General features: G+C 73.1%; 11 protein-coding genes and 1 pseudogene. 2 read left to right on the top strand and 10 right to left on the bottom strand.

Annotation, left to right across the window (positions count from 1 at the left end):
- Positions 1-40: 40 nt before the first annotated feature.
- The 3 genes from ACZ5GT_RS14305 to bldG all read right to left on the bottom strand — a co-directional run bounded on the left by ACZ5GT_RS14305 (position 41) and on the right by bldG (position 3,649).
- Positions 41-2,446, bottom strand: a complete 2,406-nt coding sequence (locus ACZ5GT_RS14305) for a sodium-translocating pyrophosphatase (protein WP_469021206.1) — start codon at positions 2,444-2,446, stop codon at positions 41-43.
- Positions 2,447-2,769: 323 nt separating this feature from the next.
- Positions 2,770-3,201, bottom strand: a complete 432-nt coding sequence (locus tag ACZ5GT_RS14300) for an ATP-binding protein (RefSeq protein WP_469021201.1) — start codon at positions 3,199-3,201, stop codon at positions 2,770-2,772.
- 106 nt (positions 3,202-3,307) lie between these two features.
- The gene (gene bldG / locus ACZ5GT_RS14295) at positions 3,308-3,649 is read right to left on the bottom strand and encodes an anti-sigma factor antagonist BldG (protein ID WP_003975386.1); all 342 of its coding nucleotides are present in this window, start codon (positions 3,647-3,649) and stop codon (positions 3,308-3,310) included.
- Positions 3,650-3,729: 80 nt separating this feature from the next.
- Here bldG and ACZ5GT_RS14290 point away from each other — a divergent pair, with 80 nt between their 5' ends.
- Positions 3,730-6,339, top strand: coding sequence for a DEAD/DEAH box helicase (locus tag ACZ5GT_RS14290; protein WP_469021198.1), 2,610 nt, complete (start codon positions 3,730-3,732; stop codon positions 6,337-6,339).
- A gap of 40 nt (positions 6,340-6,379) precedes the next feature.
- On the opposite strand, the pseudogene ACZ5GT_RS14285 reads toward ACZ5GT_RS14290, so the two are convergent.
- The 7 genes and pseudogenes from ACZ5GT_RS14285 to ssd form a co-directional block, all read right to left on the bottom strand.
- Positions 6,380-6,679, bottom strand: a pseudogene (locus ACZ5GT_RS14285) (Rv3654c family TadE-like protein); the annotation flags it as partial.
- Between the two features lie 29 nt (positions 6,680-6,708).
- Positions 6,709-7,149, bottom strand: coding sequence for a TadE family type IV pilus minor pilin (locus ACZ5GT_RS14280; protein WP_469021194.1), 441 nt, complete (start codon positions 7,147-7,149; stop codon positions 6,709-6,711).
- Positions 7,136-7,363 (bottom strand): DUF4244 domain-containing protein, encoded by a 228-nt coding sequence (locus tag ACZ5GT_RS14275; RefSeq protein WP_469021430.1) that lies wholly within the window; start codon positions 7,361-7,363, stop codon positions 7,136-7,138. The genes ACZ5GT_RS14280 and ACZ5GT_RS14275 overlap by 14 nt, the downstream gene beginning before the upstream one ends.
- A gap of 92 nt (positions 7,364-7,455) precedes the next feature.
- Entirely contained in the window at positions 7,456-8,247 is a 792-nt protein-coding gene (locus tag ACZ5GT_RS14270) for a type II secretion system F family protein (RefSeq protein WP_469021191.1), read from the bottom strand.
- An 86-nt stretch (positions 8,248-8,333) separates the two neighbouring features.
- A complete protein-coding gene (locus ACZ5GT_RS14265; protein WP_469021188.1) occupies positions 8,334-9,218 on the bottom strand; it encodes a type II secretion system F family protein in 885 nt (294 codons plus the stop codon).
- Positions 9,194-10,513 (bottom strand): TadA family conjugal transfer-associated ATPase, encoded by a 1,320-nt coding sequence (locus tag ACZ5GT_RS14260; protein WP_469021185.1) that lies wholly within the window; start codon positions 10,511-10,513, stop codon positions 9,194-9,196. Before ACZ5GT_RS14260 ends, ACZ5GT_RS14265 begins: the two co-directional genes overlap by 25 nt.
- Positions 10,510-11,613, bottom strand: coding sequence for a septum site-determining protein Ssd (ssd, locus tag ACZ5GT_RS14255; protein ID WP_469021182.1), 1,104 nt, complete (start codon positions 11,611-11,613; stop codon positions 10,510-10,512). The genes ACZ5GT_RS14260 and ssd overlap by 4 nt, the downstream gene beginning before the upstream one ends.
- A 579-nt stretch (positions 11,614-12,192) precedes the next feature.
- Between ssd and ACZ5GT_RS14250 the strand changes: the two genes are divergently transcribed.
- Positions 12,193-13,026: an HAD family hydrolase gene (locus ACZ5GT_RS14250; protein WP_469021178.1), complete on the top strand. Its 834-nt coding sequence runs from the start codon at positions 12,193-12,195 to the stop codon at positions 13,024-13,026.
- The last annotated feature ends 252 nt before the right edge of the window (positions 13,027-13,278 follow it).

The following is a 13,278-nucleotide window of genomic DNA, read 5'->3' as shown; positions in this document are numbered from 1 at the left end:
AGAGTCCGAGCAGGCGCCTGAGCAGGCGTCCGGAGGCCGCCTACGAAACCACCGCGGGATCGGCCGGCTTGGACATCTTCTCGGCGTCGTCCTCGTCGCCCACGGCGATGCCGCGCCGCTTGGAGGCGTACACCGCGCCGACGATGACCAGCAGTGCGAGGACCGCGATCAGGATCCGCATGCCGATGTTCTTGTCCGCGCCGTAGCTGAAGTTGATGACCGCGGGCGCGATCAGCAGCGACACCAGGTTCATCACCTTCAGCAGCGGGTTGATCGCGGGACCGGCGGTGTCCTTGAAGGGGTCGCCGACCGTGTCGCCGATCACGGTGGCGGCGTGGGCCTCGCTGCCCTTGCCGCCGTAGTGCCCGTCCTCGACCAGCTTCTTGGCGTTGTCCCAGGCGCCACCGGAGTTGGCGAGGAACACCGCCATCAGCGTGCCCGCGCCGATCGCGCCCGCCAGGTACGCGCCGAGCGCGCCGACGCCGAGCGTGAACCCGACGAAGATCGGCGCCATGACGGCCAGCAGACCCGGTGTGGCCAGCTCCCGCAGGGCGTCCCTGGTGCAGATGTCGACGACCTTGCCGTACTCCGGTTTCTCGCTGTAGTCCATGATCCCGGGGTGCTCACGGAACTGCCGCCGCACCTCGAACACCACGGAGCCCGCCGACCGCGACACCGCGTTGATCGCCAGCCCCGAGAAGAGGAAGACGACCGCCGCGCCCGCGATGAGGCCGACGAGGTTGTTGGGCTGCGAGATGTCCATCATCAGGTTCAGCGGCGCGCCGGATCCGGAGAGCTTCTCGCCGACGTCCTGCGCCCCGGTGGTGATCGCGTCCCGGTACGAGCCGAAGAGCGCCGACGCCGCGAGGACGGCGGTGGCGATGGCGATGCCCTTGGTGATGGCCTTGGTGGTGTTGCCGACGGCGTCCAGGTTGGTGAGCACCTGCGCGCCCGCGCCCTGGACGTCGCCGGACATCTCGGCGATGCCCTGCGCGTTGTCGGAGACCGGCCCGAAGGTGTCCATGGCGACGATCACACCGACCGTGGTGAGCAGGCCGGTGCCGGCCAGCGCCACCGCGAACAGCGCCAGCATGATCGACGTGCCGCCGAGCAGGAAGGCCCCGTAGACGCCGAGGCCGATCAGCAGGGCGGTGTAGACGGCCGATTCGAGGCCGACCGAGATGCCGGCGAGGACGACGGTGGCCGCGCCGGTGAGCGAGCTCTTGCCGATGTCCCGCACCGGACGACGGGTCGTCTCGGTGAAGTAGCCGGTCAGCTGCTGGATCACGGCGGCCAGCAGGATGCCGATGGCCACCGCGACGACCGCGAGGATCCGCGGGTCGCCGTCCTTGGCCTTGATCGCCGCGTCGGTGACGCCGTCGAGGTCGGAGTACTTGGACGGGAGATAGATGAAGACGGCCACCGCCACCAGCACCAGCGAGATCACCGCGGAGATGAAGAAACCGCGGTTGATCGCGGACATGCCGCTGCGGTCGGCGCGCCGCGGGGCGACCGCGAAGATGCCGATCATCGCGGTGAGCACGCCGATGGCGGGCACGATCAGCGGGAAGGCGAGCCCCGAGTCGCCGAAGGCGGCCTTGCCGAGGATCAGCGCGGCGACCAGGGTCACGGCGTACGACTCGAAGAGGTCGGCCGCCATGCCCGCGCAGTCGCCGACGTTGTCGCCCACGTTGTCGGCGATGGTCGCGGCATTGCGGGGGTCGTCCTCCGGAATGCCCTGCTCGACCTTGCCGACCAGGTCGGCGCCGACGTCGGCGGCCTTGGTGAAGATGCCGCCGCCGACACGCATGAACATGGCGATCAGCGCGGCCCCGAGGCCGAAGCCTTCGAGCACCTTCGGCGCGTCGGCCGCGTACACCAGCACCACGCAGGAGGCGCCCAGCAGACCGAGCCCCACCGTGAACATGCCGACGACGCCGCCCGTGCGAAAAGCGATCTTCATGGCTTTGTGCGAGACGGTGGTGAGATCCTTTTCCGGCTCGCCTTCCGCCGGAGTCGCTTCCCGTGCCGCCGCGGCGACGCGCACATTGCTGCGCACCGCGAGCCACATGCCGATATAGCCAGTGGTGGCCGAGAACGCCGCGCCGATCAAGAAGAACACCGATCGGCCGGCCCGCTGATTCCAGTCGTCCGCGGGCAGCAGCATGAGCAGGAAGAACACGACGACGGCGAATACGCCGAGCGTGCGCAACTGCCGGGCCAGATAGGCGTTCGCGCCTTCCTGGACCGCCGCGGCGATCTTCTTCATGCTGTCGGTGCCCTCGCCCGCTGCCAGCACCTGGCGCACCAGAATGCCCGCGACCGCGAGAGCGGCCAGCGCGACGACCGCGATGACCGCCACGATGACACGGTTGTCGTCGGTCAGCACCGCGGCTGCGAAGGTAGTGGAGTGATCCAACTGATGAGGGGTAGAAAGCCCCGCCATTCGTCCTCCTTGACGCTTGGGCTGAGCTCAAGATGTGGACGGATTCTAGGTACCCGCACCTGATCAAAACAGTGCGCGGTAAACGGAATCGGTCCGCACATGCCGTTCAGCAAATGATCGACGACAGATCACAGGACTCGAATGGAGTAATGCCTCAGAGGCATTGATGCCGACAGGACACGATCGATTTCTCGCGCGACGGATTAGTGAATTGCTTCACGAATCCGTCGCACAAGACCACTGTAGGCACAGAAACCGCGCCCTGACATGCCGAAGGGCCCTAACGTGTAGGGCCCTTCGGGTGCGGTGACGCGGAACGGTATTCAGGAAAGCACGACCGCCGGCGGTGCGGTCGGCCAGGTCATGCGGATCAGCCCGCCGTGCTCCCCCGCGCTCACCTCTACGTCGTCGACGAGCCCGCTGATGACCGCGAGGCCCATCTCGTCCTCCTCGGTGTCCGCGTCCTCGCCCGCGGCGCCGGATCCGGCGTCCCCGGGCAGCGCGCGCGGCGCCTCGTCGCCGACCTCGATGGAGAACTGCTTCTCCTCCTCGATCAGCATCACCGTCACGGGCGCGGCGATGCCGCCGTTGCGGTGAAGACCGACGGCACGGGAGCACGCCTCGCCGACGGCGAGCCTGACCTCGTCGAGGACGGCCTCGTCCACTCCGGCCCTGCGCGCCACCGCTGCCGCCACCAGCCGGGCGGTCCTGACGTGCTCGGGCAGCGCGCTGAAGCGGAGTTCGACGGTGGCCATGCATCCCCCTCGGAACTGGGCGTGCCGTGCGGGGGTCCGGGCCACCGAAAGCCCGAACCCCCTTGGTTTCCTTCTGCCGCCCCGGGCAAGAGCTCCGGGTCGGTGGTCAGTCGGTCGCCGCCACCGCTTCCTCGACCGAGGTGTGAATGGGGAACACCTTGGTGAGGCCGGTGATGCGGAAGATCTTCAGAATGCGCTCCTGGTTGCAGACCAGGCGCAGCGAGCCCTCATGGGCCCGCACCCGCTTCAGGCCGCCGACCAGCACGCCGAGACCGGTGGAGTCGAGGAAGTCCACGCCCTCCATGTCGACGACGAGGTGGAAACTCCCGTCGTTCACCAGCTCGACCAGCTGCTCGCGCAGCTTGGGCGCGGTATATACGTCGATTTCGCCACCGACCTCGACGACCGTACGATCGCCGACGGTACGGGTCGACAGGGACAGGTCCACGGATCCTCCAGCACCTTGCTATCGAGCGGTCGCCCCTCGGGACACCTCGGCGGAGCCCCCAGGACGGTTCGCCAGCCGCGATGGCATTCAATCACTTACCGGCAGGCGTGCACGACGCCTTGGTCCCATTGTCCGTCACGCCGGTGACACACTCGATGCCGATGGCCGAGAATCACCGATCCGATCGAATCCCCACGGCGCCGGTCTCCCGGCTCGCGCCGGGCACCGTCCTGGACCGGCTCGCGTCCGGGCCGAGCCGGGCTTCGCGCATCACTCATACGGAGCACTTGCCCCCGCGTGAGGGCCGCCATGCCGTCTGGCCCGACCGGATCCGTGCCGAGGTCATCGCGGCGCTGCGGGACTGCGGTATCGAACACCCCTGGGCTCACCAGGCACAGGCCGCCGAACACGCCCTGGACGGCGACTCGGTGGTCGTCGCCACCGGCACGGCGTCCGGCAAGTCCCTCGCGTACCTGGTACCGGTCATGTCGGCCCTGCTGGACGGCTCCGAGGCGCCGAACGGCCGCGGCGCGACCGCGCTGTACCTGGCCCCGACGAAGGCACTCGCGGCGGACCAGTGCCGGTCCGTGAAAAAACTTTCACATTCTCTGGGCAGCGCGGTGCGCCCCGCCGTGTACGACGGCGACACGCCGTTCGAGGAACGCGAGTGGATCCGCCAGTACGCCAACTACGTGCTGACCAACCCCGACATGCTGCACCGGGGCGTCCTGCCCTCGCACGCCCGCTGGTCCTCCTTCCTGAAGGCGCTGAAGTACGTCGTCGTCGACGAGTGCCACACCTACCGGGGCGTCTTCGGCTCGCACGTCGCCCAGGTGCTGCGCCGGCTGCGCCGGCTGTGCGCGCGCTACGGCTCCTCGCCCGTGTTCCTGCTGGCCTCCGCCACCGCCGCGGAGCCCTCGGTGGCCGCCCGCCGCCTGACCGGGCTTCCGGTGGTCGAGGTCGCCGACGACGCCTCCCCACGCGGTGAACTGGTGTTCGCCCTGTGGGAGCCGCCACTGACCGACCTGCGGGGCGAGAAGGGCGCGCCCGTCCGCCGTACCGCCACCGCCGAGACCGCGGACCTGCTCACCGACCTCACCGTGCAGGGCGTGCGATCGGTGGCCTTCGTCCGCTCCCGGCGCGGCGCCGAGCTGATCTCGGTGATCGCCCAGGAGCGGCTGGCCGAGGTCGACCGCTCACTCGCCCGGCGTGTCGCGGCGTACCGCGGCGGCTACCTCCCCGAGGAGCGCCGCGCCCTCGAACAGGCACTGCAGTCCGGGGAGCTCCTCGGCCTCGCCGCCACGACCGCCCTGGAGCTCGGCATCGACGTCTCGGGCCTGGACGCCGTACTGATCGCCGGGTATCCGGGCACGCGCGCCTCCCTGTGGCAGCAGGCGGGCCGGGCGGGGCGGGCCGGGCAGGGGGCGCTGGCCGTCCTGGTGGCCCGCGACGACCCGCTGGACACCTTCCTCGTGCACCACCCCGAGGCGCTGTTCGACCAGCCGGTGGAGTCCACGGTCCTCGACCCGGACAACCCGTACGTGCTCGCCCCGCACCTGTGCGCGGCCGCCGCGGAGGTGCCGCTGACGGACGAGGACCTGAAGCTGTTCGGCCCCTCGTGCGAGGAACTGCTGCCCCAGCTGGAGGCCGCGAAGCTGCTGCGCCGCCGGACCAGGGCCTGGCACTGGACGCGCCGGGAACGGGCCGCCGACCTCACCGACATCCGCGGCGGAGGCGGCCGCCCGGTGCAGGTCGTCGAGGCCGGGACGGGCCGGCTGCTCGGCACGGTCGACGCCGGCGCCGCGCACACCACGGTGCACGAGGGTGCGGTCCACCTCCATCAGGGCCGCACGTATCTCGTCCGCTCCCTCGACCTGGAGGACTCCGTCGCCCTGGTCGAGCAGGCGAGTCCGTCGTACGCGACGGTGGCCCGCGACACGACGTCCGTCTCCGTCCTGGAGACCGACATCGAGGTCCCCTGGGGCGACGGGCGCCTGTGCTACGGCTCCGTCGAGGTCACCAATCAGGTCGTCTCCTTCCTGCGCAGACGGCTGATCACCGGTGAGGTGCTGGGCGAGACGAAGCTCGACCTGCCTCCCCGCACGCTGCGCACCCGCGCGGTGTGGTGGACGGTCACCGAGGACCAGCTGGACGCCGCCCGTATCGGCCCGGAGATCCTCGGCGGCGCCCTGCACGCCGCCGAGCACGCGTCGATCGGCATGCTGCCGCTCTTCGCGACCTGCGACCGCTGGGACATCGGCGGCGTGTCGATCCCGCTGCACCCCGACACGCTCCTGCCCACGGTCTTCGTCTACGACGGCCACCCCGGCGGCGCGGGCTTCGCGGAGCGCGCCTTCCACACCGCCCGCGCCTGGCTCACCGCCACCCGCGAGGCCATCGCCTCCTGCGAGTGCGAGGCCGGCTGCCCGTCCTGCATCCAGTCCCCCAAGTGCGGCAACGGCAACGACCCGCTGCACAAGCGAGGGGCGGTGCGGCTGCTCACGGTGCTGCTGCGGGGTGCTCCGCAGCAGCCGGACCGGGGGACGCACGGAGGGGCGGGGGAAGGGACGGACGGGGGAATGGACCGAGGGACGGACGGAGGGGCGGACGTGGAGCCGGCACCGCGACGGCCGGATTCCCCGGCGCGGGCCCAGGCGGTACCGGACCCGCAGGCCCCGCCCGCGCCCTGACCTCCGCCGCGAACGGCCCACGGCCCGCCGCCGCCGTCACGTCCGACGTCTCGCCGACGATCACGCACCGCACGAGCCGCGTCCCCTGGGCCCGGGCCACCAGGGAGGCCCGGGCGCAGGCCGCCGCCGTGCCGTCGGACCAGTGGTCCGCCGCCGCGAGGGCCGACAGATCGGCGCCGCCGGCCGCGCGGTGCCGGACCACGACGGCCTGTCCCAGCGCGAGCACGACCCCGAACACCACGCAGAGGACGCCGATCGCGCCGACGCTCCAGACACTGGCGGAACCTCGGTCACCGCCCCGGAGCAGGGCCCGCCACGGCCCTCCCCGTCCGCCGGTCATGGCTCCGCGCCCTGCACGCCTGCCGCCGGTCATGGCTCCACCGCCGTCTCCCTGGCCGGCCCCACAACCGTCCCCGGCGCCGTCCCCAGCCCCTGCGCCGTCCCCGCGGTCGTCTCCTCCGCCTGCGCGACGGCTTCCTCGCGCACCTCGAACGGCAGGCCGCGCAACGCCGGTGGCTTCGCCTCGACGACCACACGGACCCGGCCGCCCTCCCGGCCGACGGTGATCTTCGCGCCGTGCGGCGCCGCCTCACGGGCCACGGCGGTGACCGCGTCGGGCGGATCCTGGCGGGCCGCCGCGCGGGCGCCCGTCCGGGCGGCGTCCACGCACTGGATCTGCGCCGCCACCACCAGGAGCCCCCACACCAGCGCCATCGTGAACATCACCAGCACGGGCAGCACCATGGCCGACTCCGCCGTCACGAACCCCCGGTCGGTTCCCTTCTCGTATCCGCTCTCACATCCGCGCATCGAGTGCCCGTTTCACGATGCCCTGCAGCTCAGCGCTGACGGCCCCGCTCGTCACCACCTTGTAGAGGACCACCGCGAACGCCACCGCCGCGACGATGCCCATCGCGTACTCCGAGGTGACCATTCCCGAGTCCCTGCGGACCGTGCGGACCGTGAGCACCGCGAGCAGCCCGCACATCAGGGCCCGCAGCCTCGCCCGTACCGCCTTGCACATCTTGCACATCACGCACATCTCAACCCCCGTGAAGGATCAGTGAGTTTCAGTTCTGTCGGTCATCCGTCGCTCGTCGCCGGTTCAGTCGTCCGTCATCGGCCGCCCCCTCCCAGCGCCCCGCCCGCGAGACCGATCACCACGGGCGCCACGCCGACCGCGATGAACGCGGGCAGGAAGCACAGGCCCACCGGCGCGGTGACCATGACGGCCGCCCGCCGGGCCCGTGCCGTCGCGGCGCGGGCCCAGTCGGCGCGTGCGTCCTCGGCGAGCCGCGCGACCGGCCCGGCGGCGGGCAGTCCGGACACGTCGGCCCGTTCCAGCAGTCGGGCCAGCGCCCCGGCGTCCGGCAGCGAGCCCAGCCGCCGCCACGCCTCGGCCGGTTCGCCCCCGAGCCGGGCCTCCGCGGCGCCCCGGGCAAGCGCCTCCCCCACCGGCCCGCCCAGGGCCTCACCCACGGCCCGCGCCGCTGCCACCGGTCCGGCGCCCGCCGCGCTGCAGGCGGCCAGCAGATCGGCGGCCAGCGGGAGTTGCCGTGCGGCCTCACCCGGGTCGCCCGCCGCCACGGTGTCCGCGGCCGCCGCCTGCCGACGGCGCCACCACCACAGCCCGCCGCCGGCGGCGGACCCCACGACGACCCCGGCGACACCGCCCACCAGCACCCACCCGGCGCCCGCCGCCCCCGCCACCGGAAGCCACCGCCGCGCGAGATCCCGGCCTTCCCACCGCGCCGCGGCCGTCATCGCCCCGGCTCCGGCCATGAGCGCCACCGACCGCTGCCGCACCCTCCGTTCCCGCCGCACGCTCGCCAGCCACCGCACGAGCCACCCGAGGACGAGCACCGCCCCCACCGTCACCCCCAACCTGTGGACAACTTCCGGACCCACGCCGACCCCTTTCCCGGCCAACCCCGCACCCGTTCTGACACCCACCACCGCGGTCTTCGACGGAAGCCCGCCCTTCCGGCTCCCGCTCACCCCGCCTCCGCTCCCCGCACGATCCGCATCGCCCACCACAGCCCCAGCCCCTCCAGCGACCCGCCGATCAGCAGGCACCCCAGCCCGGCGCCGGTGTGCAGCAGCACATGCAGCGGGTCGGCGCCGAGGGCGATGCCCAGCGCGAGGCCCAGGACCGGCAGTCCCGCGAGCATCACCGCCGTTGCGCGCGCGCCCGCCAACTGCGCCCGGAGATCGGCACGCTGGTCCCGCTCGGCGCGCAAGGCGGCTTCGAGGCGGTCGAGTCCGGCGGCGAGGCCCGCACCCCGGTCCACGGCCACCCGCCAGCACGCGGCCAGCCCCAGCAGCCCCTCGGCGCCCGGCTGCCGGGCCGCCGCCGTGAGCGCACCCGGCACGTCCCCGCCGAACCGCGCCGCCGCCAGGACCGCCGCCGGAGCGTCCCCGAGCCCACCGGAGTCGCGCGCCGCGTGCAGCAGCGCCTCCCCCGGCTGCCGTCCCGCCCGCACCTCACCGGCCAGCGCCCCGCACAGCGCGATCACCGCCTCCCCGCGGCGCTCCCGCACCCGCCGGGCCTGCCGGGCCAGTCTCAGCCGCCGCAGCACCGGCACGGCGGCCGCCCCGGCGACGACCGGCAGCACCGAGGCCCCCAGCACGGCCGGCACCAGCCCGGCGACCGGCGCCCACCACTCGGCTCCCAGCCGCTCCCGGACCCGCCGCAACTCCTCGGCCACCCGGCGCCGGGCGGGCGGCCCGGCCCCCACCGCCCCGCCGCCCGCCAGCAGCGCCCGCGTCCGCCGGGCCCCCGCGTGCCACCCGCCCGGCAGCAGCGCGGCGGCCCCGGCACACACCACGGCGACTCCCGCCGCCACCTGGCTCATCACGTCCCCCATGAGGAACCCCATGACATCCCTCCTTCGACAACCTCCGGCAACTCGCCGTCGAGCAGCCCCCGCAGCCGCGCCCACCCCGGCTCGTACGCGAAGGCCTCCGGGCCCCACCGCAGCGCCGGCACCGTACGCACCAGCCCCGACGGATCCCGTTCCAGCACGTGCACCTCGGCGATCCGCCGCCGTCCGGTCCGGTCGCGCACCAGGTGCAGGACGACCGACAGCGCGGCCGCCAGCTGGCTGTGCAGCGCGGCCCGGTCGAGCCCGGCCGCCGTGCCCAGCGCCTCCAGCCGGGCGGGCACGTCGGCGGCCGCGTTGGCGTGCACCGTCCCGCACCCGCCTTCGTGGCCGGTGTTCAGCGCGGCCAGCAGATGCACCACCTCGGGCCCTCGCACCTCGCCCACGACCAGCCGGTCCGGCCGCATGCGCAGCGCCTGCCGCACCAGGTCCTCGAGGGTGACGAGGCCCGCGCCCTCCTGGTTGGCGGGTCTGGTCTCCAGCCGCACGACGTGCGGGTGATCCGGCCTCAGCTCCGCCGAATCCTCGGCCAGCACGATCCGCTCACCGGCCCCGACCAGCCCCAGCAGCGCGCTGAGCAGCGTGGTCTTGCCGCTGCCCGTGCCGCCGCTGACGAGGAAGGACAGCCGGGCGGCCATCAGCGCCCGCAGGACGCGGTCCCCGCCCGGCGGCACGGTGCCCGCCGCGACCAGTTCGTCGAGCGTGAACGCGCGCGGTCGTACCACCCGCAGCGACAGACACGTGCAGCCCACCGCCACCGGGGGCAGCACCGCGTGGAGCCGGGTCCCGTCGGGCAGCCGGGCGTCCGCCCACGGCCGTGCGTCGTCGAGCCGGCGTCCGGCCACCGCGGCCAGGCGCTGCGCGAGACGCCGTACGGCGGCCGCGTCCGGGAAGGAGACCCCGGTCAGCTCCAGCCCGCCACCGCGGTCGACCCACACCCGGTCCGGGGCCGACACCAGGACGTCGGTCACCGAACCATCGGCGAGCAACGGCTCCAGCGGCCCGCTGCCGACCAGTTCGGACCGCAGCCGCACCGCGGCGCCGAGGACTTCGGCGTCGCCCAGCACCCGCCCCTGCTCCCGCAACGCCTGCGCCACCCGGGCGGGCGTGGGTTCCGCCCCGCTCTCGGCCAGCCACTGCCGCACCCCGTCCAGGAGCAGCGCGGGCACGTCCCGCCCGGCCCCGGCGGCGGCCGGGGAAGCGCCCGCCGCCGTATACCGGCCGGCGCCCGGCATGGTGGCCCCGGTGGCGGCCAGGGAAGCGCCCCTTTCGAGCCCATGGTCGACGCTCATGCCGGACCCGCATCCAGCAGGGCCCGCTCCCAGAACCCCTTGCAGAAGCGCGCCAGCGGTCCCCGGCCGCCCGCGGCGGGCGGCGCCTGGCCGTCGCCCGGCCGCAGCAGTCCCGGCTCGACGGGCACCTCGCCGGCCAGCGGCAGCCCGAGCAGGCGGGCCACCTCGCGGTCGTCGATCCCGGGGACGTACGGTCCGCGGACCGCGACCCGCAGGTCGCGCAGGACCATGCCGACGGCGGAGGCCACGCGTCCGGCGGCGGCGAGGGCGCGCAGTTCGCCGGGGACCACCAGGAGCCCGAGATCGATCTGGGCCAGAGCCTCGGCGACCCCGTCGTCCACGCGGCGGGGCAGGTCGACGACGACCGTGCCGCCGCGGCGCCGGGCAGCGGCGAGCACCGCGCGGACGGCCTGGGGCGGGACGGCGACGCAGTCGCCGCGGTCCCAGCTGAGCACCCGCAGCGAGTGCAGCCGCGGCAGCGACTCCTCCAGGGCGCCGCCGCCGACCCTGCCGCGCGAGGCGGCGAAAGCGGGCCAGCGCAGGCCCTCGGCGCTCTCACCGCCGAGCAGCACGTCGAGTCCGCCGCCCAGCGGATCGGCGTCCACCAGGAGTGTGCGCAGCCCCTCACGCGCGGAGGTGACGGCGAGGGCGCACGCGAGCGTGGACGCGCCGGCCCCGCCGCGGCCGCCGATGACGCCCACGGTGAGGGCGGGTCTGCCGACGCCCTCGGCGACGTCGGCGATGCGGTCGACCAGCCATTGCTCGCCGTCGGGCAGCACCAGGACGTGGTCGGCCCCGATCTCGACGGCCCGGCGCCAGACCCCCGAGTCGTCCTGGTCCCGGCCGACCAGCACCACGCCGCGTCTGCGCGCGGCCCCGCGCACCCGCCGCGCGGCGTCGTCGCCGACCAGGACGAGGGGCGCGGCCTCCCAACTGCCCGCGCGTTCCGGCACGGAGTGGTGGACCTCGGGCGTCGCCCCGGCCGCGGCGCACAGGCGCAGCAGGTCGTCGAGCAGGTCGACGTCCTCCGTGACGATCAGCGGTCCGGCCTGCCGCCCCGAGGCGGCGGACGGTGGTTGTCGTGTGATGGCTCCTGCCATGACGTCGTCCCCCTTGGCTGCGTTCCGCGCGGCCCCAACGGCCACGCGATTCCCGAACGTGCGGAGAACCGTCGGGCGGCTCCGCCGTGAACGGCCCCCGCGGACCGCTCGAACCCGCCCGACAAACCGGATCCGGTCAGGAACTCGGCGCGATCGGGACGTGCGGGAATCACGGTGCAGCGATCCCGAAAACCTTGCGGATCTTGGTCAAAAACTGTGGACAACCCAGTGGTTGTGAATATCGCCGTCACCCGTCGGCGCGGTCTGTACCAGCCCTTGCATGACTTCCGCAGAGCACCCTGACGACTACTCAAAGTGACGGATCACGGGCATGCGAAAGAGGCGGCAGCAGCCGCCTCGGAGCGGTCTCCGACCGCGAGGAGAGGGGAAAAAACCCGTCCGGACATGCGACGACCCCCGCCGGGGGGGAGAGCGGGGGTCGTCCCCACGGCCGACTCGGGGGGGGAGGAGTCGGACCGGGTTAGCACGGTCGCGAACGATCCGTGACTTCCATGGTGTACCCGAGAGCCTTCTCAGGCAAACCCACGCGCCCCACCTTACGCCGAATGGGCTGCGCCTATGCTCAGGGTTGTGGAAAACCACTCCTTGCCCCGCACAGCGGCCTTCTTTGACCTGGACAAGACGGTCATTGCGAAGTCGAGCACGCTCACCTTCAGCAAGTCCTTCTATCAAGGCGGGCTGATCAACCGCAGGGCCGCCTTGCGTACCGCATACGCCCAGTTCGTCTTCCTCGCGGGCGGCGCCGATCACGACCAGATGGAGCGCATGCGCGAGTACCTGTCCGCGCTGTGCCGCGGCTGGAACGTCCAGCAGGTCAAGGAGATCGTCGCCGAGACCCTGCACGACCTGATCGACCCGATCATCTACGACGAGGCCGCCTCCCTCATCGAGGAGCACCACACCGCCGGCCGCGACGTCGTGATCGTGTCCACCTCGGGCGCGGAGGTGGTGGAGCCGATCGGTGAACTGCTCGGTGCGGACCGCGTGGTGGCGACCCGCATGGTCGTGGGCGAGGACGGCTGCTTCACGGGCGAGGTGGAGTACTACGCGTACGGCCCGACGAAGGCCGAGGCCATCAAGGAACTGGCCGAGTCCGAGGGGTACGACCTGGACCGCTGCTACGCCTACAGCGACTCCGCGACCGACCTGCCGATGCTGCGGGCCGTCGGCCGTCCGCACGCCGTGAACCCGGACCGGGCGCTGCGGCGGGAGGCCCTGGCGCAGGGATGGCCGATTCTCGACTTCCATCGGCCGGTCCGGCTCAAGCAGCGCTTCCCCGGACTGTCCGTACCGCCCCGTCCGGCACTGGTCGCGGCGGCGGCCATAGGCGCCGCGGCGGCCACGGCGGGCCTCGTCTGGTACGCGAGCCGGCGCCGGGCGACCCCCGCCTGAGCCGGAGCCCGCCCGAGCCGCTGGACGAAGCGGTCGGAAAGAACCGCAGGCAGCGGGCTTCCCCTTGCCAGGGCGCTGGAGTACAAAGGACTTAACGGCCCGCGAGACCAAGGTCATCCGAAAGGATCGTCTTCACGCATAACGGCCCCACGGACCGAGCATGTTCACCGAGCACCCACGCGACGTCGACCCGTCGATTACGGGCCAGCCGCACCAGGTACGGGCCAAGTCCCCGACCTGATGGGCGAGATA

The sequence above is a fragment of the Streptomyces sp. NPDC031340 genome (genome assembly GCF_055569945.1).
This window is presented reverse-complemented; position numbering and strand designations above follow the sequence as displayed.